The following is a 26,934-nucleotide window of genomic DNA, read 5'->3' as shown; positions in this document are numbered from 1 at the left end:
AATGAAAATTACTACGTTTGATTTTTCAATTGAGTTGTATTATTACTTTATTGGCATTTTAGGAGCTCTTTTAAGCTGTTTAATAATGATTTACTTCAATTTCAAAGCAAGTATGCATATGATGGGAATTTGCGGCTTAACAACCTTTATCTTAGGCTTGTCTTTTCATTATGAAATAAACATTACCTTAGGGTTATCACTATTAGTTTTAATTACTGGAATAGTAGCTACCGCAAGACTCTATTTAAAATCTCATACGTATCCAGAAATCATTATAGGATGTTTTATAGGTGTTATTACCCAATTCTTAACCTTTGGATACTGGCTATAAAATATAGAAGATTAATCCTGCTTTAAAGATTTGAGTATCCATTAAATCTCCGTCAATTGTATAGGTATTATCTTCAAAAATATTAGAAAGATCATATTGCGCATAGAAGTTCCAGGTATTATACCCAAAACTAAAATAAACACCATATTGCATATCTCTAATATCTTTATTGGAAAATTTTATGGTTTCTGTATCGGCAACAAATTTTGAATTTCCGGAGATTAAGTAAGAAAGTTTTATTCCAGAATAAATTCGCCAAAATCTATAATCATCTGCTTTAGAAGAACGCCAACGAAACTCAATTGGAAATTCAACAAAATTCATGGTAAGGTTATTTCTATTGTAAGAAATATCGTCTGGAACTATTTGATAAGATATACTTCCATTATCTGCTTGAGTAGCTAATAAATCGCTATAAATAGCATTAAAAGATAATCCTACACCAATTCCAAATCCAATATTACGTCTTTTATTGATAGGGATATCTTTAATAAAACCACCCATAATACCATAAGAAAAACTACTTTGACTAGCATTATCTGGAGCACTTACTAAAAGATTGTAATTAATTCCGAAGTAAAACTGATCTTCTACATACTTATCGTCTGGTTCTACAACAAAAAGAGAATCTTGTTGCGCCCATATTATAGAGTTTAAAAACAACAGAAAAAGGAAAACTATACGCTTCAATGAAAACTAATTTAAACTTATGTAGCAGTAAAGGTAATAGAAAAAGGAATTGTATTGAAGATAAAAAGCGCTTCAAATCTAAAGATAGAAGCGCTTTTTAAATATAAGTTTAACTGAAATGGATTATTTCAAGTTTTGAAAAGCAGTACCACCTCTGGTAGTATAGTTAATTTTTAATGCATTAACTTTTCTCAATTCTTGTTTAATATCCGATACGAGTCCCATATTGGTTTCGTTATCAACTTTCAAAGCAGTTGTAAGTACATTTTGTAACTCTTCACGCTTTGAAGCTCTCTCAGCAAGTACGTAGTTTGCTACCTCAGAAACATCTGCAAATTTATCATTTAACTGAATTTTTGCTGCTGTTCCAAATTTATCTTGGTAACGAGGACTAGGTTTACCTGCATAGATATAAATTACCCTGTCTTTTTTATCAAGTTTTTGAACTTGATCAGCATAAGGCAATTCATTTTTAATCATAAGGGAACTATCTTTCATTGTGGTAACGGTCATGAAGAAAAATAACAACATGAAAACGATATCCGGCAATGATGCGGTTGAAACCGCTGGTAAATCCCCTTTCTTTTTCTTTGTGAATTTTGCCATAATAGCTTATACTAATTTAATTAGTTATTTTTTGGTTCAGCCTCAGATAATTTTTGAGGATACATTTTCTGAATACGCTCTAACTTTGGTTTCAGATCATCTTTAATAGCGTCTGAAGTTTTAGGATCTAAATAAGTATCATTCATTTCCGTAAAATCTCTACCATAAAGTCTTTGCGCTTCTCTGTTTCTCAATTGATTATATGCAGCTACCAATTCATTTTGTACTGCTATATATGTCCCATACTCTGTCAATCTATCATTCTGCAAAGAGATGATAGCTTTACTAGGGTGATCTGAAGACTCAGGATTTTTTGGGCCTTGACAATAGTCGCAAGACTCTCCTTTTTCTCCTGTACCTCCACCATTATCCAAAAATTTTACAGCAGCTTCGCGAAGGTTCTTAAGATCCATCACTTCTTCTTCTACAAGTAAGTCGTTATTTTTATTAACAACTACCGTAAAAATATTTTTCTGCTTAATAATTGGCGGATTTTCTGGCGGCTCGATTGGTGGCAACTTACGATCTAATCCTGCATCTGTTTCAATGGTAGTTGTTACCAAGAAAAAGATCAAGAGTAGGAAAGCGATGTCTGCCATTGAACCTGCGTTAACCTCAGGCGGTGCTCCTCTTCTTGCCATATTATTATTATTTTTTAATTATTGTTTCTTAAATCCTCCTACTACCATTGCAACTACCGCTACAATTGCTAGAATATAGAAAGACCATAAACCTGCTCCTACAGTTTTTACAGTTCCTTCAGTAACTTCGATGCCTCTATCTGCCATTTGTTGAAGATTTACATCTTTTCCTGTAGCAAATACAACATAACTTATTACTATAATTAAAGCAAAAGCAGCAACAGAAATTAATGCTTTCTTTAATTTATCTCCGTCTGAGGCTAGCCCCATAAGAGAAAGTACAAGTGTAATTCCTGCTATAATAACGGTTAGCCATAATCCTAGGCTTATCATTAAGCTAATAACACCTTCGTTGTCATCAGATTGTACTATTAAAACCCACAGCACTAATCCAATTACACTAAGTATTATCGCTAATATTTTAGCTATTTTATACATATCTTAAATTAAATTAAATGCTTATTATTTTTTGTGATCTACCAACATGTCTACTAAGATGATTGAAGCATCTTCCATGCTGTTTACTATACTATCGATTTTTGCGATAATGTAGTTATAAAAAATCTGAAGTATAATAGCCACAATAAGACCAAATACTGTTGTTAATAAGGCAACCTGAATATCTCCTGCAATAAGAGATGCATCTAGTCCACCAGCAGCACTAATTTTTTCGAATGCCTGAATCATCCCGATTACAGTACCCATGAATCCTAACATCGGTGCAATTGCGATGAATAAAGACAACCAAGAAACGTTTTTCTCTAATTGACCCATTTGCACACCACCATAAGCTACTACAGCTTTTTCAGCAGCATCAACACCTTCGTCAACTCTGTCTAAACCTTGATAATAAATTGATGCAATAGGACCTCTTGTGTTTCTACAAACGTCTTTTGCAGCTTCAACTCCACCAGACGCTAATGCATCTTCTACTTTTTGAGTAAGCTTTTTTGTGTTTGTAGTAGCCATATTCAAGAAAATAATTCTTTCAATAGCCACAGCTAGTCCTAAAATTAAACATAATAGTACAATACCCATAAAGCCTGCACCCCCTTGGATAAACTTTTCCTTAAGGACTTGTTGGAAGCCTTTTTCTTCTGCAGCAGGAGCTGCGTCGTCTTGTACTAATGCTGTTGCAGCATCGTCGATAGCAACAATTTCTGAGATTTGATCAGCCATAACTGGCGTTAAATCCTTTGCGTTGGCAGTTGTTGCGTTAAAAGCCAATAATCCGGCAATTGCCAGCATAGAGAATAGTCTTTTCATTTCTTCTAAACTTAAATTTGTTCGTTAATAGGGTTAAAGATAAAAAAAAAATGTTATTAAACATTAAAAACTACAGCAGAGAGGAAGGGATTCGAACCCTCGATACGCTTTTGACGTATACACACTTTCCAGGCGTGCGCCTTCGACCACTCGGCCACCTCTCTATATTACATATAGCTTTAGAGTGCCAAATAACGAATTTTTTTTTAGTTCTTAAAATTTATGTAGTTAATTTTAATTCATCTCGCCTCTTAAAGACGTTTCATATATGGTTTTGAACACTTTAGCTTGAATATTATTCCCAAGTAAATACATTAATTTTGTAATTGCAGCCTCTGTTGTAATATCTTTCCCGTTAATTACACCCGCTTTTTTTAGGTGAGAACTCGTTTCATACTGTCCCATTATCACACTTCCTCCAGAACATTGTGTAACATTTACAATTATTTTTCCCGATTTAATAGCTTTTTTTAACAAATCGTCAAACCATTTCTCGGTAGGAGCATTTCCCGCTCCGTAAGTTTCTAATACTATAGCTTTTGTAGTTGGGTTTGTTAATAAGCAACCTAAAGTATTTTCATTAATGCCAGGAAAAAGCTTTACTAAAGCAATATTCGCATCCATTTGTTTATGAACCTTCAACTTCTTTCGAGTTGACTTCAATAAATATTCATGATGCACTTTTAAATGAACTCCGCTTTCTGCAATTGCGGGGTAATTTAAAGAAGCAAACGCCTGAAAATGCTCTGCATTTATCTTGGTCGTTCGGTTAGCTCTGTATAGTTTATATTCAAAATACAAGCATACTTCTCTAATAACGGCACTGCCATTTTGTTTTAATGAGGCAATTTGAATGGAAGTAATTAAATTCTCCTTCGCATCGGTTCTTAAATCTCCTATTGGAAGTTGAGACCCTGTAAAAATTACAGGTTTAGATAGATTTTCAAGCATAAAACTTAAAGCCGAAGATGTATAACTCATGGTATCACTTCCATGAAGCACTACAAAACCATCGTAAGTTTCATAATTTCTCTCGATTACTTCTACAATCTGAACCCAAGAATCTGGATTCATATTTGAAGAATCTATAGGTTCTTCAAAAGAAATGGTATCAATATTACAATCTAAAAGAGACAATTCTGGAATTCGTTTTAACAATTCGTCAAAATTAAATGCATGGAGAGCTCCTGTTTCAAAGTCTTTCACCATCCCGATAGTTCCTCCTGTATAAATAAGTAAAATTTTAGCTTGCACTTACTTTATATTTTAAATGGTTTGTAACTGGGTGAGCATACATTCTTAAAAAATTCTCCAATTCAATTTTATCCCCTATTTGGACACGACGTTTAATCCGTCTTTTAAATTGACGCTTTTCTTTGTCTGAATAAAATTCTGAAAACTTAGTTGTATTATTGAGCAAATCATAAGCTAAATAGTTAGAAGGCCACAGCTTATAGTTTTTATATATTTCGGCATCAATAGCATCTGCCAACATTTGAAACTGCTTATTATTTGGCTCTCCACTATTTTTAATTTCATCTAATTCGGCAGAAAAAACTTTCCCTGCAGAAATATGAATATGTCTTTTCCTTCCAGTAATTCCTTTTAAAATACTATTAAAATCTTCATTATTAGACTTTATATATTCTATTTCTTTATGCTTCGCCATTAATTCTGGCATCTTCAACACATCTGTTGGGTCGTATTCATAAGAAATAGAAATAGGAACTATTTTAAGCTTTTTAAAATAATCCATCACTTGGTCTTCATCATTTGCGAGCGCTAACATTTTCAAAACCCCTTGTTGGGTTTGATCATCTCCATTTTTTGTTCTCCCCTCTCGTTGCGCTATCCAAATAGACCTTTTTTCTTTCTGAAGTGAATTGCTTATATAAGAAGATACTAATTTTGAACTTTTCAGCATTTCTCGAGGCGATAAATCTCTTTTAATAATGAAGCTTCTATTTAGTCTAGACAATGCCATTAAAAAAGGTTTTTTTACCAAATTGTCTCCAATTGCCGAAGCTGTCATTACCAAATCATGTTCGTACAAGGCAACATTTAATAAAGAAGTATCTAAAATTATATCTCGATGATTGGATATAAAAAGATAAGATTCTCCTTTTTCTAGCTTCTCAAAACCATCTGTAGAAAAACCTTCGGAGCTCTTTTCGAGCACCATTCTAATACTGTTATATATTATTTTACTCTGAAAATCTCTTATTGAATGACAACTTTCTGCTATTGCCATAATCTCCTCCATATTCTTATTGGGGAAAGTAAATTGAAGCATCGCCAAAACCATAGGATGCTCCATAAATTTCAAAAGGGCATCGTTGACTTCAGAATCGTAATAAGGTCTTATATCGTCTATTGTAATCACTCGGACTCTATGTTTAATGGCAAAAAAACAAAATTTAGTTCACTTTAACCGTAAAAGCTTGTTAAACTCCAAATACCTCTTTAGAATTATTAGTGGTAATGGTAACTATTTCTTTTAGAGAGGTATTATATATATCTACCAATTTTCCTGCAACTTCTGTTAAATACAAACTTTCATTACGTTTACCCCTATAGGGTGTAGGCGCCAAATAAGGAGCATCTGTTTCCAAAACAATTTCTGTAAGCGGAATTTCATTTAAAAAAGTATCAATCTTTCCATTTTTAAAAGTTACAACACCACCAATTCCTAATTTCATATTATAAGAAATAGCTCGTTTTGCTTGCTCTAATGTACCTGTAAAGCAATGGAAAATCCCGAAAAGATCTTCTCCTTTTTCACTTTCCAATACTTCAAATACTTCATCAAAGGCATCTCTACAATGAATTACAATTGGAAGTTTATATTTTTTAGCTAACTGGATTTGATATTTAAAAGCCTCTTGTTGCTGCTTTAAAAGAGTTTTATCCCAATATAAATCTATTCCTATTTCTCCAATAGCATAAAAACTTCTTCTAGTCAACAACTCTTCAATATGCTTTAATTCTTCCTTATAATTTTCTTTTACATGCGTTGGATGTAATCCCGTCATTAAAAAAACATTTTTGGGATATGCTTTTTCCAACTCCAACATGGCTTGCGTATAGGTAGAATCGATAGCAGGGATAAAAAAACGTTCAATTCCTGCATCTAGTGCTCTTTGGATCATAGCATCTCTATCTTCGTCAAAAGCCTCACTATATAAATGAGTATGTGTATCTGTTAAAATCATGGCGCAAAAATAACAGTTTAAACGGCTATATTTGCATAAAACTGAAGAGATAATGCAAAGTTTAAAAAAATTCTTGTTAGCAAAAGGATATATAAAAACCCCACTTACCCTCACCAAAACAAATCATTTTGAAGTAGTTGCAAAAATTAATGGTATTACTGGTAGATTTATTCTAGACACAGGCGCTTCTAATACTTGTATTGGTTTTGACTGCATTGAACATTTTAATTTAGAAACCGAGGCTTCCGAAGTCAAAGCAGCGGGTGCTGGAGCAACAAATATGTTAACACAGGTTTCTAAAAAAAATACTTTGGAGATGGAATCTTGGAAACTCAAAAAACTCAAAATCGTACTTTTTGATTTAACACATGTAAATTCTGCACTTACTATTCATGATGCCCTTCCCGTTCATGGGATTATTGGTGCAGATGTTCTAAAAAAGGCCAAAGCTGTAATAGATTATAACAAAAAAACATTATTTTTAAAGTCTTAAAAACCAACTAGTTTGAAACCTAAGACTTTATTAACTACACTACTATTTTTTATAGTAGCACTGATTAATGCGCAAGAAAATATCAGCAATTTTGTGAAAGCATTAGACTCAGCGCAAAACGAAACTATAAAACTCCAAGTCTTAGACTCCATTATTAATAAGATAGACAAACAAGCTTATACAGATACGTATGTTACCTATACCAAAGATTATATTTCTATAGCTGAAAAGTTAGAAATGTATGACAAAATGATTGCTGCCTCTGTTAAAGTATTTTACTACATCAATAACATCCAAAACCATAAAGACGACGCTCTAAAAGTTGTTCTAAATGCTGAAAAATATTTAAATAAAACCAAAGATTCATTTCTACTTGGAAGTGTTTACCTAAAGAAAGGTGGCGCTTATTATGATATAGATTTTAAAAAAGCAGCCGAAAATTACGCTAAAGCTATTTTAAATTTTGGAATAAAAGATTCCATTTACGTAGCCGACTCATACCTATTTAAAGGGCAATCCGAAGCTTATCAAGGAAACTTCTTACAAGCTATTAAAGATTACAAAACCGCATCTATGTATTATGAGTCTCTTGGAGACGTGGAATATGTTATTCTAGCCAAAAGTGGAGTTGCAACTGTTTATGGAATGAATAAATTTTATGAGCAAGCTGAAAAAGCTGAAGACGAAGTAATTGCCTACGCAAAAGAGAACGATAAAGCAGATGCAATTGTAAGTACTCTTTACAACAAAGCCATACATTATAAAGAATTAAAAAACCCAAAACGACAAGAAGAATTACTATTAGAGGCTGAAAAAATTAATAAAGAAGCCAATAATAATGATGTTTACAGCAGCATATATATTGAAACTTCACTAACAAAACTTTATGTAAACATCAATCAACTCAATAAAGCACGTCAACATTTTGCTATTATCGAAGACCTTAAAGAAGATATTGTAAATGAAAAACAATTAATGAATCATTACAAAATTGCGAAAGTTGCAATTTTAGAAGGCGAAAAAAAATACGAGGAAGCCATTGCTTTACTGAAAGAAGTTATTCTTTTTTCTGAAGAAGGAAAAAGTAACGACCATTTAGTTGATTTAAAAGAACAATTAGCACAACTCTATAATAAAACTGGAAACACCACTGCTTCATACAAAGCTTTTCAAGAATACAACACTCTAAAGGACTCTTTATTTAATGTTCAAAAAACCAACGCCCTCACCTATTACCAAACACTGTACGAAACAGAGAAAAAAGAGAAAGAATTAGTAACAAAAAACGCCTCAATTGAAGCTTTAAAGGAAGAAAATCAAGCCAAAAAACGACTTCTAGGCTTTTCTATAGCTGGATTATGTTTACTGTTTTTATGTGTTTTTCTATACAGAAACAAACAACATTTAAAAAAATCGAAAATCCAGCAGGAAGATTTTAGTCAGCAGTTACTATTATCTCAAGAAGAAGAACGAGAACGTATTTCTAAAGATCTTCATGACGGAGTAGGTCAAAGTTTACTTCTGATAAAAAATAAAGTAGCTTTAAATACAGATGAAAGCACTAGAACAATGTTTAATAACGCCATTGAAGAAGTACGTTCTATTTCTAGAGCACTCCATCCTTTTCAGTTAGAAAAATTAGGAATCACAAAAGCAATAAAAAATACAATTAGAGACGTAGACGAACACACAGATATCTTTATTTCTTCCGATATTGACGATATTTCAAATACACTTACCAAAGACCAAGAATTAAATTTATACCGAATTGTTCAAGAAACACTTTCCAATATTGTAAAACATGCTAATGCGGAAGCTGCAAAAATTTCTGTAATAAAAGAAAGCAAACGCATTCTTATTGTTATTAAAGACAATGGGGATGGTTTTGACTTTTCAGAAAGGTATAATGATTTTAAATCGCTCGGACTAAAAACACTTCGAGAGCGAACCAAATATTTAAAAGGAACTATGAAAGTTGATTCAGAAAAAAATAAAGGAACTACTTTCTCATACATTATTCCAATAGCATGATGAATCCGTCCATTATAACTGCAGATGATCATCCGTTTCTATTAAAAGGTCTCAATGATTTTTTAATTGAGAACAAGTATAACATTTTAGATAGCGCTCAGGACGGAAACACAGCATACAATTTAATTGTAAAACACAAACCCAATATTGCTATTTTGGATATTGAAATGCCAAAAATGACAGGACTTGAAGTAGCTTTAAACTGTAAAAAGAATAATATAAAAACTAAAATTATTCTTATTACCCTACACAAAGAACCGGATCTTATTTATCAAGCAAAAGAACTCAATGTAGAAGGATATATTTTAAAAGAATTTGCCATTGAGGAAATTAAGCTTTGCATTGAAGAAGTCTGTCAAAACAGAAGGTACTACAGTCCAATTATACTTCATAAAACAAAGTCTTTACAACTAAACAAAGATGATATCCTAGCCATTTTCACTCCTTCAGAAATAAAAATACTTCGATTAATTGCTAAAGAAAAAACAAACAGGGAGATTGCCGAAATGCTTTTTATCTCCATAAGAACCGTTGAGAAACACCGAAGTAATATTATAAACAAGCTAGAAATACCCCATAAAACCAACGCCTTATTACTTTGGGCAATAGAAAATCAAGAACTTCTTCTAAAATAATATACGAGTAAGTACGTATTCCATTTATTACAAACATAGTGTAGCTTTATAACTCATAATCAACCTAATACCGAAGTAATGATACCACTCTATGTTATAAAAAAGATTCCTACCTTATTATTATTCCTCCTCATATTTTTAATTGCAATAGCGCTATTTATTAACATTTACTGTCTTTTAACACTATAAACGATAGTATTTGTAATTCATCCTAGATAAATAGGGTAATATTCCCTTTGAAATAACTCATTAAATTATAGAATTTTACCAAACCAACTAATAATGAAATGATTATGAAGACTGACATCCAGCAGCAAAAAAATTCAAACGACATTCACTTAGCCATAACTATTGTAAGTTTAGCTATGATTACTTTCCTTCTAAATTTATTTTTGGTTTTATCAATTTAGAATTCCGATATATTAGCCAACCAAAATGAAAAACGCCCAACTGAAATTCAGTTGGGCGTTTCCAATTCTATAAAACTTATATTTTATAATTCTAAAGCTTTCTTAACATTACCGTCCATCAATAATTCTTCTGGACTTTCTAATGCTTCTTTTACGGCTACTAAAAATCCTACAGATTCTTTCCCGTCAATAATACGATGGTCGTAAGATAAAGCCACGTACATTATTGGAGCAATTGCAATAGCACCATCTCTAGCAATTGGTCTTTCTACAATATTATGCATCCCAAGGATTGCACTTTGCGGCGGATTAATAATTGGAGTAGACAACATAGAACCAAACACCCCTCCATTGGTAATTGTAAAAGTACCTCCAGTCATTTCGTCAACTGTAATTTCTCCTTCACGAGCTCTTATTGCTAATCTTTTAACTTCTGCTTCAACACCTCTAAAGCTTAAATTCTCTGCATTTCTAATTACAGGAACCATCAAACCTTTTGGTCCAGAAACCGCAATACTAACATCACAGAAATCATAACTTATCATTTCTTTGCCATCAATCATGGAGTTAACAGCAGGATACATTTTTAATGCACGTACAACTGCCAATGTAAAGAAACTCATAAAGCCTAGACCTACTCCATGTTTCGATTTAAATTCGTCTTTGTACTGCTTACGCAATTCAAAAATCGGACTCATATCTACTTCATTAAATGTAGTTAGCATAGCCGTTTCGTTTTTTACAGAAACCAAACGCTCTGCCACTTTACGTCTAAGCATTGATAATTTTTTACGCTCACTACCACGACTTCCAGTACTTGGAGTCCCCATAGATGGAGTAGCTTTTACGGCATCGTCTTTAGTAATTCGGCCGTCTTTTCCAGTACCTTTTACCTCTTTAGGATCTACTCCTTTTTCGGCTAGTACTTTTTTAGCTGCCGGACTTGCAGTACCGCTAGCATATGTTTCTTTTTTCTCCGGAGCTTTTTCAGCTGGAGCAGCTTTTTCTTCTTTTTTAGGCGCTTCTTTTTCTTCCTTTTCGGCTGATGCATCTTCACCACCCGCTGGTTTCTCTGCAGAAGTGTCGATTAAACAAACTACTTCTCCAACAGCTACCGCATCTCCTTCTTCAGCTTTAAGTGTAATTATTCCACTTGCCTCTGCAGGCAACTCTAAAGTAGCCTTATCAGAATCTACCTCAGCAATTGCTTGATCTTTCTCAACATAATCTCCATCCTCAACTAGCCATTCCGCTATCTCTACTTCTGTTATCGATTCCCCAGGAGAGGGAACTTTCATTTCTAAAACCATTGTTCTTTATTTTAGTTTTATATTTTATTGTCTAATTCTATTATAAATATACTCTTATTTCGCTTTTCGTTGCATATTGTCTTTGGTTTTATCAAAAACATATTCAATTACTTGTTGATGTCTACGTTTTGAACGCGTAGCACTTCCTGCTGCTGGAGCAGCGTAAAAACGTCTGGAAGCCACTCTAAAAGTACGTGCCTCTTCAAAATGAAGTAATAAATGACTCCAAGCTCCCATATTTCTTGGTTCTTCTTGTGCCCAAACTACTTCTTCTGCACTACTATATTTATCCATTATTTTACGCATTTCTGAAGTTGGCAATGGGAACAACTGCTCTATTCTTACTAAAGCAACATCTTCTCTTTTACCTTCTTCTTTTGCTGCCAATAAATCATAATAGAATTTACCAGTACAGAAAACTAGGGTTTTTACTTTTTTAACTGAAGCTTCAGCATCGTCTATAACCGTTTGAAAGCTTCCGTTTACAAACTCGTCTACCGAAGAAACCACTTTTGGGTGTCTTAATAAACTCTTAGGAGTAAAAACAATTAAAGGCTTTCTATAATCGGCTTTCATTTGTCGTCTTAACAAGTGAAATAAATTTGCTGGGGTAGTAACATCTGCCACAAACATATTGTCTTTAGCACACAATTGTAAGTAACGCTCCATTCTTGCCGACGAGTGCTCTGCTCCTTGCCCTTCATAACCGTGAGGCAATAACATTACAAGTCCGTTTTGCAATTTCCATTTATCTTCTGCAGCAGAGATGTATTGGTCTATCATTATCTGAGCCCCATTACTAAAATCTCCAAACTGTGCTTCCCAAATAGTTAATGTATCTGGACTTGCCATGGCATAACCATAATCAAAACCAACAACACCATACTCAGAAAGTAATGAGTTATACACATCAAAATGTGCATTTTGATTTTCTTTTAACTCATTTAATAGCACTACTTCTTCTTCGGAATCTTCTAATTTAATAACTGCATGACGGTGAGAAAAAGTTCCTCTTTCCACATCTTGACCAGACATACGCACTGCAAATCCTTCTTCTAAAAGAGAACCATATGCTAACAACTCTCCCATTGCCCAATCCAGCTTATCTGTTTCAAAGAACATTTTATTACGCTCTTTTATAAGCTTTTCAATCTTACGCATAAATTTTTTACCCTTCGGAAGATTGGTAATTGTTTCTGCAATTTGAGTTAATTTATCTTTAGGATAAGAAGTATCTATTGTATCCATCATTTTATCCTCCAAAGCAGGATTAAATCCTTTCCATTCATCTTGCATAAATGGAGTGATAACAGTTTTGTCTTCTTTTCTAGAATCTTCTAATTTTTCTTCCAAGGAAGCTTTATAATCGTCTTCTAGTTTTTTAACATACGAATCGTCAATAACTCCCTCTTTCTTCAACTTATCTGCATAAATATCACGTGGATTTTCATGCTTAGAAATAGCCTTATAAAGTTTAGGTTGTGTAAATCTAGGTTCGTCTCCTTCGTTATGTCCGTATTTTCTATATCCTAATAAATCTATAAATACATCTCTTCCATATCTCATTCGGTAATCCAAAGCAAAAGTTATTGCATGAACTACAGCTTCAGCATCATCTGCATTTACGTGTAATACTGGAGAGAGCGTTACTTTTCCTACATCTGTACAATAAGTAGAAGACCTTCCATCTAAATAGTTTGTAGTAAATCCAATTTGGTTATTTACTACAATATGAATAGTTCCTCCTGTTTTATAGCCATCTAAAAGCGCCATTTGAACCACTTCGTAAGCAAGTCCTTGTCCTGCAATTGCAGCATCTCCATGCACAACAATTGGCAACACTTTAGAAAAGTCGTCTTTATAATGTCTATCTTGTTTTGCTCTAGTAATCCCTTCTACAACAGCACCTACTGTTTCTAAGTGCGAAGGATTAGGAGCAATATTCATATTTATTTTCTTCCCACTAGTTGTTTTCCGATCGCTTGTCCACCCTAAGTGATACTTAACATCTCCATCAAAAATATCCAACTCATAATCTTTTCCGTCAAACTCACTAAAGATGTCTTTAGCAGATTTTCCAAAAATATTGGTAAGCACATTTAACCTTCCACGGTGTGCCATTCCCATTACGAATTGCTGCACCCCCATATCGGCTGCTTTTTCAACCAAGGTATCTAACGCAGGAATTAAAGACTCATTTCCTTCCAAAGAAAAACGCTTTTGCCCTACATATTTAGTATGCAAAAAGTTTTCAAAAGAAATGGCTTCGTTTAATTTTCTAAGAATGTTTTTCTTTTCATCGTCATTAAACTTCGGATGATTATCGTTTACATTCAACCAATTTTGAATCCACTGCTTACGCTCAGGGTTTCGAATATACATATATTCAATCCCAATAGCATCACAATAAATTGCTTCTAAATGGTCTATAATTTCTTGTAAGGTTGAAGGACCAATTCCTAAAATATCTCCAGCATTAAAGACATTATTAAGGTCAGCTTTTTCTAACCCAAAATTATCGATAGCCAAGGTAGGGGAATACTTTCTTCTCTCTCTTACAGGATTGGTTTTAGTAAACAAATGCCCTCTGCTTCGATAACCGTCTATAAGGCGAATTACCTGAAACTCTTTGTAAACATCCTGAGAAATTTCAATTTTTTCTCCTGAAGTAGCATGTTCAATGGTTACTGTGTCGTCTTCTGAAGACGAAGTTTCCATCCCAAAATCAAAGCCTTGAAAAAAAGCTCTCCAACTTGGCTCTACACTATCCGGATTAATTAGGTATTGATCGTATAAGTCCGCAAAAAAAGCGGTATTTGCCGCATTTAAAAAGGAATATTTATCCATGTTTTCTTTTCACTGTCTCTTTAGACAAAATTTATACAAAAGTACAATATTTGAGAAAATTGATACATAGTTTTAATATATTTATAAGATAAAAATTACTGATATGCATATTTATAACAAGTCCTGTTTCAAAAAATACATCTTCGCTCTCTTAATGTTAGGAATTACTCAATTTGCTACTGCTCAAATGACGCAAAATTACAGAAGTCCTAATTTTTGGGACAATGTACGTTTTGGTGGTGGATTAGGATTAGGGTTTGGAAATGACTTTTTTAGTGGTTCTATAACTCCAAGTGCCATTTATCAAGTAAATGATAAGTTTGCAACTGGTGTTGGTTTAAACTTTACTTATACCGACGATCGTAATTATACAGCTACTGTTTTTGGAGGAAGCGTACTCGGTTTTTATAGCCCAATTAGAGAGATTCAACTTTCAGCAGAATTTGAAGAACTTCATGTAAACAGAAAATATGAATATGACGGAATCCCAGATTTTAGAGACGAATATTGGTATCCAGCACTGCATCTTGGAGCAGGTTACAACACAGGACCTGTAACTATAGGAGTACGGTATGATGTTTTATATGATGATGACAAAAGTATTTACGGAACACCTTTTATGCCTTTTGTAAGAGTTTATTTTTAATCAGAAGCAAAAAAAATAGGACAAAAAAAAGCCCTCTTCTTTAACCATAAAAAGAAGAGGGCTTTTAAAAAATGCAAAATCTAAGTAAATAATTTTAATTTTTATAATGACCAAGCACGACCACCAGTAGCTTCTTCTACTGGCATGCAGCCATTATACACCCCAGGAATAGGATCATAAGCCAATACTTCTTCCCCTATTTTCTGACTGTTTTTAAAGGCGTTTATTGTTGACCAACGTAAATCGTTTATCATACCAAAAGCAAGTGCTTCATTGTCTTCTACCTTATTTTCGGTAGTTCCAATTTCCACTTCATTCCCTTCAATACTAATACGTTTGTTTAGATCTTTCTTTTTATCTTCAGAAACTTTAAGATTTGCAGCTACAATCTCCTCATATTGTTCTGGAGTTATATCATTTAAATCTTCATTATAAGTTGCTTTTAACTGATTTACCAAACCTGCCATTCTTTTACGGTAGCGAGCTTGCGCTTCATCAGACTCTACTTCTTTAACATACTTGTCTATAAATTGAGGTACATTAACTTGAGAAGCAGATGGTGTATCTGTTTCAGGAATAATTACATCTACAATATTTGTAAGTGCAACTCCTTCTTCTGGTGTAAAAAACTCAGGAACCCAAGTTGCTTTATCGGCAGTGCAGCTTTGCAACATGCTTAAAAGCGTAGGTGTTGCTACAACAAAACCTGTAGTTAAACCAATATTTCTAAGTGCTCTTCTTCTGTCCATAATATGTTTTTTACAAATTCATTTTTTTAAGTTCTTCTACCGCATGGTTTGCAGCTCTTGCTGTAAACGCCATATATCCTAAAGATGGATTATGACATGCTGAAGAAGTCATAAAAGCTCCATCTGTTACATATACGTTTGGCACAGCATGTAATTGGTTATTTTTATTTAATACTGAAGATTTAGGATCTCTTCCCATACGAGCAGTTCCCATTTCGTGAATTCCTAATCCCATTCCTCCAATACTATCATAAGTAGAAATATCTTTAAAACCAGCAGCTTCCAACATTTCGGCAGCTTGTTGCTTCATGTCTTTACGCATTGCCAATTCGTTTTCACCAAAATCAGCATCAAAAGTTACCGTTGGTAATCCCCACTCATCCTTTTTATCATAATCAAGATACATACGGTTTTTATGATCTGGAAGCGTTTCTCCAAAAGCAGTCATTCCCATAGTCCAGTCTCCTGGCTCCATAATTGCTTCTTTCAATTCTTTTCCATAAGCAAGCTCACGGATAGATTCAGACCAATCTCCTCTACTTGCACCACCTTGATATCCGTAACCTCTAATAAAGTCTTTGCGGTCTGTGGCACCACCTAGATTTCTAAAACGTGGAATGTAAACCCCGTTTGGTCTTCTTCCTTTGTAATATTTATCGTGGAAACCGTCAAACTTCCCGCTAGCACCTACTCTAAAGTGATGATCCATTAAGTTATGACCTAGTTCTCCGCTGTCGTTCCCCATTCCGTCTGGGAATCTTTCAGATTTAGACTGTAATAAAATAGAAGCTGAAGCAATTGCAGAAGCACATAAAAAGATAACTTTTGCTTTAAACTCCATTGTTTCTTTAGTTTCCGCATCAATAACACGAACTCCAGTTGCTTTTCCTGTTTCAGAATCATATATTATTTCATGCACAATAGAATTTGGACGAAGCGTCATGTTTCCTGTTGCTTCTGCAGTAGGTAATGTAGATGAGTTACTACTGAAGTATGCTCCAAAAGGACACCCTCTAATACATCTATTTCTATATTGACATGGACCTCTTCCTTGTCCTTCTTTTGTTCCTTGAGTAATATGAGCTACACGTCCAATTGTAATGGTACGGTCTCCAAATTTTTCTTCAATAATATCTTTAAAATGGTCTTCCACACAATTTAAATCCATTGGAGGTAAGAATTTACCATCAGGTAAAACAGGTAAACCTAAATTTACACCACTTACTCCAATAAATTGCTCTACTTTATCGTACCATGGTTTTATTTCATCATAACGAATAGGCCAATCTACAGCAATCCCATCTTTAAGATTTGCTTCAAAATCAACATCTCCCATTCGGTAGCTTTGGCGCCCCCACATTAGTGAACGTCCTCCAACATGATATCCACGCATCCAATCAAAGCGGCGGTCTTCATTATAAGGATGCTTAACATCATCAACAAAAAAGTGTTCGCTTGCTGCACTAACTGTGTAACCTGTTCTGTTTTGTTTGAATTTTCTTTCTTTTACTTCTCTGGAAGCTGCGCCTCCGTTTGGCATATCCCATGGATCTAAATTTGCTGTTGGGTAGTCTTCCACATGTTTTACCATACGGCCTCTTTCCAAAACCAACGTTTTTAATCCATTTTCACAAAGTTCTTTTGCTGCCCAGCCACCAGAAACTCCAGTTCCTACGACTATAGCATCATACTCCTCTTGAGGGGAATTGTAATAAAATGTACTCATTTTTTTTAGCTTGTTTACAATAGTAGTTCTCCAAATATAAAAATTAATTTTTTACATTAGACGAATATTTTAATTATCAATTAATCATTTTAACAACATTAACATTGTTGATTTAATAATTTTCGACCTAATAACCTACGAATATGAAGAGAAGAAATTTTATTAGAAACACTAGTCAAGCAGGCTTAGCACTCTCATTTTTAGGAATGTACGCCTGTAAAGAAACTCCTTCAAAAGAAGCAATTCCCGAAGAGGAAGCAGCCGTCTTTGAACCTTTTTTTAAATTATCATTAGCACAATGGTCTCTTCATAAAATGATCTGGGAAGAAAAATTAAATCCAATGGATTTTGCAAAAAAAGCAAAAGATTTAGGTTTTGAAGGTTTAGAATATGTAAATCAACTTTATAATAAAGAACTCGAAAAAAGAGGAAACAACAATAATGCAATTATTTCTTTAGCTGAAGATTTAAAAAAAATAAGCGATCAGCAGCAAATGAAAAATCAGATTATGATGGTTGATTTACAGGGAGACGAAAATTTACTTTCTACCCCCAATCAAACACATCGAAAACAAGGAGTGGAAAATCATAAAATCTGGATTGATGCTACTGCAATTTTAGGATGCCATTCCATGCGGATTAATTTATTTGGATCTAACGATGAAGAGATTTGGAAAGAAAATTCCGTCGCTTCTTTAAAGGAACTTTCTGAATATGCTTCAGAAAAAAATGTAAATATAATTGTAGAAAACCATGGTTACCTCTCTTCAAATGGCGCACTCATGGCCGAAGTTATGGAAACTGTTAATAAAGAAAATTGTGGTACATTACCCGATTTTGGAAATTTCTGCTTAAAAAGAGAAGACAATAAATTATGGGACGCACCTTGTATTGAAGAATATGATATCTATAAAGGTGTTGAAGAATTAATGCCATTTGCAAAAGGAGTTAGTGCAAAAACTTTTAACTTTGACGAAAATGGCAACGAAACAACCATCGATTTTTATAAAATGATGAAAATTGTTAAAGATGCAGGGTTTACTGGTTTTGTTGGAGTAGAATATGAAGGAGAAGAATTATCCGAAGAAAAAGGAATTTTAGCAACAAAAGCATTATTACTAGCTGTTGCAAAAAAATTAAGTGAGACTTCAACAACCAATCAAGCATAACTATTTTTGAATATACAATCCCAATTTGCAAGCATTGGGATTCTTTATAATTACTAACTATAACTATTAAACGCAAGCGAACATGAACAAAAAAATTCAATTTCAGCTATCCTTTATGATGTTCTTAGAATTCTTCATTTGGGGAGGCTGGTTTGTAACGCTAGGAACTTTTCTTGGCAACAACTTAGAAGCTACAGGCGCACAATCTGCCATGGCATTTTCAACTCAATCTTGGGGCGCAATTATTGCTCCATTTATTATAGGACTTATTGCCGACCGTTATTTTAATGCCGAAAGAATTTTAGGGGTATTACACATTATTGGCGCAATTTTGATGTATTTAATGTACCAAAGTACAGATTTTGGTGCCTTTTACCCATATGTACTAGCATACATGATTGCCTTTATGCCAACTCTGGCCTTGGTAAATTCTATTTCTTTTAACCAAATGACCGACCCTGGAAAACAATTTTCTTTTGTAAGAGTTTTTGGAACCATTGGATGGATTGTTGCAGGAAGTGTAATTAGTTACCTTGCTTGGGATTCTAGTGAAAATATTGCCCAAGGAATGCTTAAAAATACCTTTTTAATGACAGCCATTGTTTCTGCTGCTCTAGGTATATTTAGTTTTACTTTACCTAAAACACCACCAAAAATTAATAAAGAAGAAAAAGCAAGTATCTCAGAAATTTTAGGTTTAGATGCCTTGAAATTATTAAAGGATAGAAACTTTTTATTATTCTTTATTTCTTCCGTATTAATATGTATTCCATTGGCTTTTTATTACCAAAATGCGAGTCCTTTTTTAACTGAAATTGGCGTTGAGAATTCAACTTTTAAAATGTCTTTCGGACAAATGTCAGAAGTATTATTTATGCTTCTTTTACCATTTTTCTTTAAAAAATTTGGCTTCAAAAAAACAATTCTTGCAGGAATGCTTGCTTGGACTTTACGCTATGTATTATTTGCTTTTGGAGACTCCGGAGATTTAGTTTTTATGCTTATTATAGGAATTGCTTTACACGGACTTTGCTATGATTTCTTCTTTGTATCTGGACAAATCTATACCGACTCTAAAGCTGGTGCTAAATATAAAAGTGCTGCACAAGGACTTATTACCCTTGCAACCTACGGGGTTGGAATGTTAATTGGTTTTGAAATTGCAGGAATGATTTCTGATAAATTCTTAATTGCTGAAGGGTCTCACGACTGGTATAGCATTTGGATTTACCCTGCTGGTTTTGCACTTGCCGTAGCGGTATTGTTTGCTATCTTTTTTAAAGATGAAAAAATAGAATACAAAGAGCAATAATATAGAGGTTTGGAATTAAGAGTTTAGGCGTGTATAAATTGTAAAACACCCATAACTTCTTCCATGTACTCTTTTTAACTTTATAATATTTAACTAACAATATGAGTAAGAAAATAAGATTAGGAATTTTAGGAGGCGGAGGCGATTCGTTAATTGGTGTTTTGCACCGTATCGCTTCTTCTATGTACGATAGCTACCAATTGGTTGGAGGTGTTTTTAATCCGAATTACGATGATAATATAGGGTTTGCTGAACAAATTGGCATCCCAACAAATCGAATTTATAAAGATTTTGATGTATTTATTGAGGAAGAATTAAAACTTCCTGAAGATGAGCGCATCCAAGTAGTTTCGATTTTAACACCTAACTTTTTACATTTTCCGATGGCAAAAAAACTATTGGAATCTGGTTTTAATGTTATCTGTGAAAAACCAATGACCACAACATTTGAAGAAGCTCAAATTCTTCAAAAAACATTGGAAAAAGCAAATACTATTTTTGCTGTAACTTATACCTATACAGGCTACCCAATGGTCCGCCAGATGAAAGAGATGATTTCTACTGGAGTAATTGGGAAGGTTCAAAAAATAGATGTTCAATATTATCAAGGTTGGATTAATCCAATTATTCACGATAAAGAAAAAAGAGCTAGCACCTGGCGTTTAGATCCAGAGAAGTCTGGAATTAGCTGTTGCGTTGGAGATATTGGAACACATGGTTTTGATATGATTGAGTATGTTACAGGGATGGAAGTAAAAACCATTCTAGCCGACCTCAATTATTTATATGCCGACAACAAAATGGATATTGACGGAACTATTTTACTTCGCTTTGCGGAAAATGTAAAAGGAGTTTTAAGAACAAGCCAAATTGCTACTGGAGAAGAAAACAATTTTACTGTAAAAATTTACGGAGATAAAGGTGGTTTAAAATGGGAGCAAGAAAATCCAAACTATTTACACCACCTAACTGAAGATGAGCCATTAAAAGTTTTAAAACCAGGGCATGCTTATAACAGTGCATTTTCTTTAGACGGAACAAAACTTCCTCCAGGACATCCAGAAGGAATTTTTGACTCCATGGGTAATATTTACAAAGGAGTTGCTAAAGCCATCCGAAAAGAAAAATACCATCCAGGAGAATTTCCAACTATGAAAGATGGAGTGCGTGGAATGAATTTTATTGAACGTGCAGTAGCCTCACATCAACAAGGAAATGTTTGGGTAGAAGTTAAATAATTTCTACTCAATTATGATAATTTAGGCTGTGCGTATGTATACACACAGCCTTGTTTTTTAATAAAACTAAATTTATATTCAGTAATAAAAAAACAATGAGAAAATTAAGAATGGGAATGGTCGGTGGTGGCATTGGCTCTTTTATGGGCGATGTACACCGAAAAGCATCTGGCCTTGATGGAATGATAGAGTTAGTATGCGGTGCATTTAATAGCTCTCTAGAAAAAACAATTGCCTCTGGGAAAGCATTATATCTCCCTGAAGATAGATGCTACGGAAGTTATCAAGAGATGATTGAAAAAGAAAAACAACTCCCAGAAGGAGAGCGAATGGATTTTGTAACTATTGTTACGCCAAACCACTTACATTTTGAGCCAGCTAAAATGGCTCTAGAAAATGGTTTTCATGTAGTTTGTGACAAACCTATGACGCTTACTGTTGAAGAAGCAAAAACACTTGAAAAATTAGTTGAAAAAACAGGACTCCTCTTTGCTTTGACTCACAATTACACAGGCAACGCCATGGTAAAACAAGCCAGAGCAATGGTTTTAAACGGGGATTTAGGAGCTATTTACAAAGTACAAGTGCAGTATTTACAAGGGTGGATGACCGCCGAAGTAAATGAACAGGCAAAAATTAAACCTTGGAGGGCGGATCCTACAAAATCTGGTATTGGAGGTTCTTTAGCAGATATAGGCACACATGCAGAAAATTTGGTATCCTATATTACTAATTCTGAGATTGCAGAAGTTGCAGCAGATTTAGGGAGAATTGGAAAAGACCGTGTACTTGATAACGATGGAAACATTCTTTTACGAATGAAAAATGGAGCCAAAGGAACAATGTCAATCTCTCAAGTTGCCACTGGAGAAGAAAATGCCTTGATTGTAAAAATATATGGTAGCAAAGGAAGTATTGAATGGAATCAAGAAGATTCCACAAAACTTATTGCCAAGTGGGTTGACAAACCTCAGCAAACTTTTACTCCAGACGGGATAGCTATTTATGATAATGTAAGAGCTATATCTAGAATTCCAAAAGGACACCCAGAAGGCTATTTAGAGGCATTTGGAAATATATATAAAGCCTTTGGATTACACCTAATGAGTACATTAGAGAACAAAACCATAGAGAAACCCGATTATCCTTCAGTAAAAGAAGGCGTTAATGGGGTTGAGTTTATTTATGCAGCAGTAAAAAGTGATAAGGAAAATTCCGTTTGGACGGCTTTAAAAGCATAATTTTAAGACTAATTATTTTTTATCAATTTTATTTCTGAATAAATTGCTAATTAAATCACTAAAACGATTTTATAATATTCAACTAAATACATCAATAAATGAAAACTATAAAAGGCCCTGCGGTATTTTTAGCGCAGTTTGTAGATGACAAAGCCCCTTTTAATTCTCTTGACGGAATTTGTAAATGGGCAGCCGATTTAGGCTATAAAGGAATCCAGATTCCAACCACCGAAAAGTTCTTAATCGATTTAGATAAAGCGGCGGAAAGCAAAACATATTGCGATGATCTCAAAGGAAAAATTAATTCCTACGGGTTAGAGATTACAGAGCTATCTACGCACTTACAAGGGCAACTAGTGGCAGTAAACCCTGCCTATGATATTATGTTTGATAATTTTGCCCCAGACAATGTAAAAAATAACCCTAAAGCACGTACCGAATGGGCTATAGACCAGATGAAGAAAGCTGCAAAAGCCAGTAATTATTTAGGGTTAAATGCGCATGCAACCTTTTCAGGCTCCTTACTTTGGCACACTTTCCATCCTTGGCCACAAAGACCACCAGGATTGGTAGAAATGGGATTTGAAGAATTAGCAAAACGCTGGCTCCCTATTTTAAATGAATTTGATGAGCAAGGCGTTGATGTTTGTTATGAAATACATCCAGGAGAAGACCTTCACGATGGAGATACTTTTGAACGTTTTTTAGAAGCTACTGGCAATCACAAACGTGTAAATATTTTGTACGACCCATCTCATTTTGTCCTTCAACAGTTAGACTATATTGAGTATATTGATCATTATCATGAATTTATCAAATCCTTCCATGTAAAAGATTCCGAATTTAATCCGACAGGAAAAAAAGGAGCATTTGGAGGATATAATAATTGGGGAGACCGTGCAGGAAGATATCGCTCTTTAGGAGACGGACAAATAGATTTTAAAAGAATCTTTTCAAAACTCACTCAATACGGATGTGATGTTTGGGCAGTTATGGAATGGGAATGTTGTATTAAAAGTCCAGAACAAGGAGCAAGAGAAGGTGCGCCTTTTATCCAAAAACATATTATTGAAGCTACGGAAAAAGTATTCGACGATTTTGCAGGTGGAGATACAGACGACGCAAAATTGAAAAAAATACTAGGATTATAAAAAACTAAAAACAAACATATGAAAACTATTAACTATTTATTTATAGCATCACTCGCAATGATGTCTTGCAAGCAACAAAATAATGATAAAACTGCTTCTGAAGAAAGTATTAAAACAGAAACAGAGGCAACCCAAGAATTAGCTTCTAATAATGACGGATGGAAAATACTATTTGATGGAACAAACTTTGATTCTTGGCACATGTTTAATGGTGGCGAAGTAAACGATTCTTGGACAATCAAAGATGACGCAATGGTATTAACTCCAAGTGAAAACGCTGGAAATATTGTTACAAATGAAGAATTTAAAAATTTCGAACTTTCTTTAGAATGGAAAATTTCTGAAGGTGGAAACAGTGGTTTTTTCTGGGGTATCATAGAAGATAAAAAATACCATGAGCCCTATCAAACTGGACCAGAAATCCAAATAATTGATAATGAAAAACATCCAGATGCAAAAAATGGTGAGAGTCACCAAGCAGGAGCTTTATACGATATGATTGCCCCAAGTGAAAAAGTAGCTAGACCAGCTGGAGGATGGAACACATGTATTTTGGTAATTAACCATAAAACAAATCAAGGTTCTGTAACTTTAAACGGTACGGAAATTGTTAAATTCCCAGTTCATGGAGATAAATGGGAAGAAATGATAGCAAATTCTAAATTTAAAGGATGGGATGGCTTTGGAGCTTCAGAAACTGGAAAAATTGGTTTACAATATCACGGAGATGAAGTTTCTTTTAGAAATATAAAAATAAAAGAACTTAATTAAGGATGAAAAAAATACTATTTAGCGCCCTATTAATTGGTGCTATTGCGGCATGTAATTCGCCTCAAAAAGAAGAACAAAAAGTAGAAGTTCCTAAAACTGAAGAAAAATCTGACGTTATAACTTATGAAGAATATTCTGGGGAAGAACCAACTACTCCTGAAGAAACAGAATTTTACAAACCTGTTGCTCCAACTGTAAATCCAACCGAAAAAAATGGAGCTCCTAGTGATGCTATTATCCTTTTTGACGGAAAAAATTTAGACAATTGGATTAGCTCTAAAGACAGTACTGCTGCTGCTTGGACTTTGAATAAAGACGGAAGTATGACCGTAAAAGATAAAGCGGGCGATATTCAAACCAAACAGAGTTTTGGAAGCATTCAATTACATATAGAGTGGAAATCGCCTGCCAAAATTCAAGGAGACGGACAACACAGAGCCAATAGTGGTGTATTTTTACAAAACCTATATGAAGTTCAAGTATTAGACAATAATAACAACAACACATATACAAATGGGCAAGTAGGCGCTATTTACAAACAAGGTGTACCGTTAGCAAAGGCTTCTGTGCCAACTGGAGAATGGAATACATATGATATTATTTACCATGAACCTGAATTTAATAGTGAAGGAGGGAAAATAAAATCGGCTACTATAACCGTTTTACATAACGGCGTACTAATTCAAGACCATACTGAAATAAAAGGTACTACCCCTTATATTGGATGGCCTAAAAATGAAGCACACGGCGATGGCCCAATAAGACTTCAAGATCACGGCGATAATAGTCGTGTTAGCTATAGAAATATTTGGGTGAGAGAATTGAAGTAATTCTTTATAACAGACCTAAAAACAAATAGGCTACTGATACAAAATCAGTAGCCTATTTTTATTTTATTCTAATTTATTTAGGCTCTAGACTAGAGCCTTTATTTATTACCAATTTGGATTTTGTTCAATCTCTGGATTGGTATTAATTTCTCCCTGTGGAATTGGGAAAAGCTCATGTTTTGGCAACACTAAAAACTCTTTCCCCACTTTATCACTATCATCCATTTCTTGCTGAATAAGTCCCCATCGTTTTAAATCGTAAAAACGAAGTCCTTCTCTAAAAAACTCAACCATTCTTTGATGTCTAATTTCTTCCATCATGGCATTTTGACTTAAAGAGGTTAGAGCAGTTAAATTAGCTCTTTCACGAATTCTATTAACAAGAGGAATAGCTTCACTAGAACGTCCTTGCTCGTTTAAAGCTTCAGCATACATTAAAATAATATCTGCAAAGCGAAGTGCTTTTTCATTAATTTCAGAGATCCAAATCCCCTCATTATCATCATACCAATTTTGATATTTTTTAATTTTAGCACTATAACCAAAAGGAGAAGAGAATTCAGAAAAAGGAAGATTATAAAAAGTAGACCCCGGATAATCCCAAGCTAAAGAAGCATACATTCTTGGGTCGAAGTCTCCATCTACTGTTTTTTCAACCTGAAATTCATTAAAAATCTTTTCTGTAGGATGTGCTTCAAACCAGCCCCCAACTTCTGTTGGAGCAAACTCTTGAGCTGTAGTTACCCCTTGCGATTCATTTGCATTTTCTCCAGCCCATGGATCTATTCCTCCTACGTTTTGATTTTGGATTTCGAATAGAGATTCTATATTATTATCACTTCCTGGCATAAAATTATCTTGATAATCTGCTAACAAGTCATAATTATATGGTGCTTTTGGCATTCCATCTGGAGTTGTAAGCAATGAGAATTGATTTACAGCCTCTTCCCACTTCTCTTGATATAAATATGCTTTTCCTAAATATCCTATTGCAGCTCCTTTGGTAGCTCTTCCTACCCATTGTGAAGGATAACTTACAGGAAGATTAGCGCCAGCATCTTTAAAATCGTTTTCAACTTGTGTCCAAACCTCACTTTCCGAAGATTGTTTTACAAAATAATCTTCTCTAGTTTGTGGTACCGAAGTAAAAATAGGCACTGCACCAAAATTTATCACCAAATTGAAATAGTTAAGTCCTCTTAAAAACTTAGCTTCTGCAATATATTTTTCTTTTTCAGTTTCAGAAATCTCTACAGTGCTAATATTATCAATAATTTGATTTGCTCTAAAAATACCAGTATAACAACCTGTAAAAATAGCACTTGGAGTACCTGTGGATGGGTTGTTACTAAAGGTAGACAACTCATATAATGCCTTTACATCGTTTCTAATAAAGAAATCGTCTCCTCTACCATTTGTAGTTTCTACCCCTCTTACGCCCCAATAACCATTATCTACGTGTTTAAACATTTTATAGGTTGCTGCAAGTCCTGATAGCACGTCGTCTTCAGTTTTCCAAAAATTTTCTTGAGTAACTACATTTGGATTTATCTGTTCTAATTCATCATCGCAACCCACCAGTGGCAACAGAATTAAAAGTATGTATATATATTTTTTCATCGTATTTAT

25 protein-coding genes and 1 tRNA gene are annotated in these 26,934 nt (G+C 34.1%); 12 read left to right on the top strand and 14 right to left on the bottom strand.

The window, feature by feature from the left end; genetic code table 11:
• Position 1: 1 nt before the first annotated feature.
• Positions 2–331, top strand: a complete 330-nt coding sequence (locus AC13CQ_RS16710; protein ID WP_157136655.1) for a hypothetical protein — start codon at positions 2–4, stop codon at positions 329–331.
• On the opposite strand, the gene AC13CQ_RS16705 is transcribed toward AC13CQ_RS16710, so the two are convergent.
• From AC13CQ_RS16705 to AC13CQ_RS16665, 9 genes are all read right to left on the bottom strand, one after another.
• Positions 326–1,021, bottom strand: a complete 696-nt coding sequence (locus AC13CQ_RS16705) for a porin family protein (RefSeq protein ID WP_335587488.1) — start codon at positions 1,019–1,021, stop codon at positions 326–328. The two genes, AC13CQ_RS16710 and AC13CQ_RS16705, sit on opposite strands and share 6 nt — an antisense overlap.
• Positions 1,022–1,144: 123 nt before the next feature.
• Positions 1,145–1,627, bottom strand: a complete 483-nt coding sequence (locus AC13CQ_RS16700; RefSeq protein ID WP_008611795.1) for an ExbD/TolR family protein — start codon at positions 1,625–1,627, stop codon at positions 1,145–1,147.
• Between the two features lie 20 nt (positions 1,628–1,647).
• A complete protein-coding gene (locus AC13CQ_RS16695; RefSeq protein WP_008611794.1) occupies positions 1,648–2,268 on the bottom strand; it encodes an ExbD/TolR family protein in 621 nt (206 codons plus the stop codon).
• A gap of 18 nt (positions 2,269–2,286) precedes the next feature.
• Entirely contained in the window at positions 2,287–2,706 is a 420-nt protein-coding gene (locus AC13CQ_RS16690; RefSeq protein ID WP_008611793.1) for a hypothetical protein, read from the bottom strand.
• Positions 2,707–2,730: 24 nt separating this feature from the next.
• Complete coding sequence (locus AC13CQ_RS16685) at positions 2,731–3,534, bottom strand: MotA/TolQ/ExbB proton channel family protein (RefSeq protein WP_008611792.1); 804 nt, start codon at positions 3,532–3,534, stop codon at positions 2,731–2,733.
• A 76-nt stretch (positions 3,535–3,610) separates the two neighbouring features.
• Positions 3,611–3,698: transfer RNA gene (locus AC13CQ_RS16680), tRNA-Ser, on the bottom strand.
• Positions 3,699–3,768: 70 nt separating this feature from the next.
• The gene (locus tag AC13CQ_RS16675; protein ID WP_008611791.1) at positions 3,769–4,788 is read right to left on the bottom strand and encodes an asparaginase; all 1,020 of its coding nucleotides are present in this window, start codon (positions 4,786–4,788) and stop codon (positions 3,769–3,771) included.
• Entirely contained in the window at positions 4,778–5,917 is a 1,140-nt protein-coding gene (locus AC13CQ_RS16670; RefSeq protein WP_474507636.1) for a 1-acyl-sn-glycerol-3-phosphate acyltransferase, read from the bottom strand. The genes AC13CQ_RS16675 and AC13CQ_RS16670 overlap by 11 nt, the downstream gene beginning before the upstream one ends.
• A 61-nt stretch (positions 5,918–5,978) precedes the next feature.
• On the bottom strand, positions 5,979–6,746 hold the full coding sequence (locus AC13CQ_RS16665) for a TatD family hydrolase (RefSeq protein WP_474506753.1): 768 nt from the start codon (positions 6,744–6,746) through the stop codon (positions 5,979–5,981).
• 52 nt (positions 6,747–6,798) lie between these two features.
• On the opposite strand from AC13CQ_RS16665, the gene AC13CQ_RS16660 reads away from it, so the two are divergent.
• Genes AC13CQ_RS16660 through AC13CQ_RS16650 form a run of 3 tightly spaced genes read left to right on the top strand, consistent with a single transcriptional unit; the run spans position 6,799 to position 9,905 of the window.
• Positions 6,799–7,239, top strand: a complete 441-nt coding sequence (locus AC13CQ_RS16660) for a retropepsin-like aspartic protease family protein (RefSeq protein WP_008611788.1) — start codon at positions 6,799–6,801, stop codon at positions 7,237–7,239.
• A 12-nt stretch (positions 7,240–7,251) separates the two neighbouring features.
• The gene (locus tag AC13CQ_RS16655; RefSeq protein ID WP_474506754.1) at positions 7,252–9,270 is read left to right on the top strand and encodes a tetratricopeptide repeat-containing sensor histidine kinase; all 2,019 of its coding nucleotides are present in this window, start codon (positions 7,252–7,254) and stop codon (positions 9,268–9,270) included.
• Positions 9,267–9,905 carry a response regulator gene (locus AC13CQ_RS16650; protein ID WP_335587484.1) on the top strand — a complete coding sequence of 213 codons (639 nt, stop codon included), beginning with the start codon at positions 9,267–9,269 and terminating at the stop codon, positions 9,903–9,905. The genes AC13CQ_RS16655 and AC13CQ_RS16650 overlap by 4 nt, the downstream gene beginning before the upstream one ends.
• Positions 9,906–10,398: 493 nt before the next feature.
• On the opposite strand, the gene odhB is transcribed toward AC13CQ_RS16650, so the two are convergent.
• Together odhB and AC13CQ_RS16640 are read right to left on the bottom strand one after the other, a co-directional pair.
• Complete coding sequence (gene odhB / locus AC13CQ_RS16645; RefSeq protein ID WP_008611783.1) at positions 10,399–11,625, bottom strand: 2-oxoglutarate dehydrogenase complex dihydrolipoyllysine-residue succinyltransferase; 1,227 nt, start codon at positions 11,623–11,625, stop codon at positions 10,399–10,401.
• Between the two features lie 54 nt (positions 11,626–11,679).
• The gene (locus tag AC13CQ_RS16640; protein WP_008611782.1) at positions 11,680–14,472 is read right to left on the bottom strand and encodes a 2-oxoglutarate dehydrogenase E1 component; all 2,793 of its coding nucleotides are present in this window, start codon (positions 14,470–14,472) and stop codon (positions 11,680–11,682) included.
• Between the two features lie 103 nt (positions 14,473–14,575).
• Here AC13CQ_RS16640 and AC13CQ_RS16635 point away from each other — a divergent pair, with 103 nt between their 5' ends.
• Positions 14,576–15,118 (top strand): alpha-ketoglutarate decarboxylase, encoded by a 543-nt coding sequence (locus tag AC13CQ_RS16635; protein ID WP_456868171.1) that lies wholly within the window; start codon positions 14,576–14,578, stop codon positions 15,116–15,118.
• A 101-nt stretch (positions 15,119–15,219) separates the two neighbouring features.
• Here AC13CQ_RS16635 and AC13CQ_RS16630 read toward each other — a convergent pair whose 3' ends face one another.
• Together AC13CQ_RS16630 and AC13CQ_RS16625 are read right to left on the bottom strand one after the other, a co-directional pair.
• Positions 15,220–15,867, bottom strand: coding sequence for a gluconate 2-dehydrogenase subunit 3 family protein (locus AC13CQ_RS16630; protein WP_008611780.1), 648 nt, complete (start codon positions 15,865–15,867; stop codon positions 15,220–15,222).
• Positions 15,868–15,877: 10 nt separating this feature from the next.
• On the bottom strand, positions 15,878–17,593 hold the full coding sequence (locus AC13CQ_RS16625; protein WP_008611779.1) for a GMC oxidoreductase: 1,716 nt from the start codon (positions 17,591–17,593) through the stop codon (positions 15,878–15,880).
• 143 nt (positions 17,594–17,736) lie between these two features.
• Here AC13CQ_RS16625 and AC13CQ_RS16620 point away from each other — a divergent pair, with 143 nt between their 5' ends.
• From AC13CQ_RS16620 to AC13CQ_RS16590, 7 genes are all read left to right on the top strand, one after another.
• On the top strand, positions 17,737–18,762 hold the full coding sequence (locus AC13CQ_RS16620; RefSeq protein WP_456868170.1) for a sugar phosphate isomerase/epimerase family protein: 1,026 nt from the start codon (positions 17,737–17,739) through the stop codon (positions 18,760–18,762).
• An 82-nt stretch (positions 18,763–18,844) separates the two neighbouring features.
• Positions 18,845–20,074: a nucleoside permease gene (locus AC13CQ_RS16615; RefSeq protein ID WP_008611776.1), complete on the top strand. Its 1,230-nt coding sequence runs from the start codon at positions 18,845–18,847 to the stop codon at positions 20,072–20,074.
• Positions 20,075–20,175: 101 nt separating this feature from the next.
• Complete coding sequence (locus AC13CQ_RS16610; RefSeq protein ID WP_337901778.1) at positions 20,176–21,312, top strand: Gfo/Idh/MocA family protein; 1,137 nt, start codon at positions 20,176–20,178, stop codon at positions 21,310–21,312.
• A gap of 95 nt (positions 21,313–21,407) precedes the next feature.
• A complete protein-coding gene (locus tag AC13CQ_RS16605; protein WP_335587479.1) occupies positions 21,408–22,553 on the top strand; it encodes a Gfo/Idh/MocA family protein in 1,146 nt (381 codons plus the stop codon).
• Between the two features lie 98 nt (positions 22,554–22,651).
• The gene (locus tag AC13CQ_RS16600) at positions 22,652–23,704 is read left to right on the top strand and encodes a sugar phosphate isomerase/epimerase family protein (RefSeq protein WP_008611772.1); all 1,053 of its coding nucleotides are present in this window, start codon (positions 22,652–22,654) and stop codon (positions 23,702–23,704) included.
• A gap of 18 nt (positions 23,705–23,722) precedes the next feature.
• Positions 23,723–24,475 (top strand): 3-keto-disaccharide hydrolase, encoded by a 753-nt coding sequence (locus AC13CQ_RS16595; protein ID WP_456868169.1) that lies wholly within the window; start codon positions 23,723–23,725, stop codon positions 24,473–24,475.
• Positions 24,476–24,477: 2 nt separating this feature from the next.
• Complete coding sequence (locus tag AC13CQ_RS16590) at positions 24,478–25,305, top strand: 3-keto-disaccharide hydrolase (protein WP_008611768.1); 828 nt, start codon at positions 24,478–24,480, stop codon at positions 25,303–25,305.
• 105 nt (positions 25,306–25,410) lie between these two features.
• On the opposite strand, the gene AC13CQ_RS16585 is transcribed toward AC13CQ_RS16590, so the two are convergent.
• Positions 25,411–26,925 carry a RagB/SusD family nutrient uptake outer membrane protein gene (locus AC13CQ_RS16585; RefSeq protein ID WP_474506755.1) on the bottom strand — a complete coding sequence of 505 codons (1,515 nt, stop codon included), beginning with the start codon at positions 26,923–26,925 and terminating at the stop codon, positions 25,411–25,413.
• Between the last annotated feature and the right edge of the window lie 9 nt (positions 26,926–26,934).

Source organism: Galbibacter sp. L-19 (assembly GCF_056857615.1).
Note: the sequence above shows the minus strand (reverse complement) of the source record. Positions and strands in the feature narration are given on the sequence as shown.

Bases quoted from the DNA above. Each gene is read 5' to 3' on its own strand.
- AC13CQ_RS16710 (WP_157136655.1), top strand. From the start codon at position 2: ATGAAAATTACTACGTTTGATTTTTCAATTGAGTTGTATTATTACTTT.
- AC13CQ_RS16700 (WP_008611795.1), bottom strand. From the start codon at position 1,627: ATGGCAAAATTCACAAAGAAAAAGAAAGGGGATTTACCAGCGGTTTCA.
- AC13CQ_RS16695 (WP_008611794.1), bottom strand. From the start codon at position 2,268: ATGGCAAGAAGAGGAGCACCGCCTGAGGTTAACGCAGGTTCAATGGCA.
- AC13CQ_RS16690 (WP_008611793.1), bottom strand. From the start codon at position 2,706: ATGTATAAAATAGCTAAAATATTAGCGATAATACTTAGTGTAATTGGA.
- AC13CQ_RS16685 (WP_008611792.1), bottom strand. From the start codon at position 3,534: ATGAAAAGACTATTCTCTATGCTGGCAATTGCCGGATTATTGGCTTTT.
- AC13CQ_RS16665 (WP_474506753.1), bottom strand. From the start codon at position 6,746: ATGATTTTAACAGATACACATACTCATTTATATAGTGAGGCTTTTGAC.
- AC13CQ_RS16660 (WP_008611788.1), top strand. From the start codon at position 6,799: ATGCAAAGTTTAAAAAAATTCTTGTTAGCAAAAGGATATATAAAAACC.
- AC13CQ_RS16650 (WP_335587484.1), top strand. From the start codon at position 9,267: ATGATGAATCCGTCCATTATAACTGCAGATGATCATCCGTTTCTATTA.
- odhB (WP_008611783.1), bottom strand. From the start codon at position 11,625: ATGGTTTTAGAAATGAAAGTTCCCTCTCCTGGGGAATCGATAACAGAA.
- AC13CQ_RS16640 (WP_008611782.1), bottom strand. From the start codon at position 14,472: ATGGATAAATATTCCTTTTTAAATGCGGCAAATACCGCTTTTTTTGCG.
- AC13CQ_RS16635 (WP_456868171.1), top strand. From the start codon at position 14,576: ATGCATATTTATAACAAGTCCTGTTTCAAAAAATACATCTTCGCTCTC.
- AC13CQ_RS16630 (WP_008611780.1), bottom strand. From the start codon at position 15,867: ATGGACAGAAGAAGAGCACTTAGAAATATTGGTTTAACTACAGGTTTT.
- AC13CQ_RS16625 (WP_008611779.1), bottom strand. From the start codon at position 17,593: ATGAGTACATTTTATTACAATTCCCCTCAAGAGGAGTATGATGCTATA.
- AC13CQ_RS16620 (WP_456868170.1), top strand. From the start codon at position 17,737: ATGAAGAGAAGAAATTTTATTAGAAACACTAGTCAAGCAGGCTTAGCA.
- AC13CQ_RS16615 (WP_008611776.1), top strand. From the start codon at position 18,845: ATGAACAAAAAAATTCAATTTCAGCTATCCTTTATGATGTTCTTAGAA.
- AC13CQ_RS16610 (WP_337901778.1), top strand. From the start codon at position 20,176: ATGAGTAAGAAAATAAGATTAGGAATTTTAGGAGGCGGAGGCGATTCG.
- AC13CQ_RS16605 (WP_335587479.1), top strand. From the start codon at position 21,408: ATGAGAAAATTAAGAATGGGAATGGTCGGTGGTGGCATTGGCTCTTTT.
- AC13CQ_RS16600 (WP_008611772.1), top strand. From the start codon at position 22,652: ATGAAAACTATAAAAGGCCCTGCGGTATTTTTAGCGCAGTTTGTAGAT.
- AC13CQ_RS16595 (WP_456868169.1), top strand. From the start codon at position 23,723: ATGAAAACTATTAACTATTTATTTATAGCATCACTCGCAATGATGTCT.
- AC13CQ_RS16590 (WP_008611768.1), top strand. From the start codon at position 24,478: ATGAAAAAAATACTATTTAGCGCCCTATTAATTGGTGCTATTGCGGCA.
- AC13CQ_RS16585 (WP_474506755.1), bottom strand. From the start codon at position 26,925: ATGAAAAAATATATATACATACTTTTAATTCTGTTGCCACTGGTGGGT.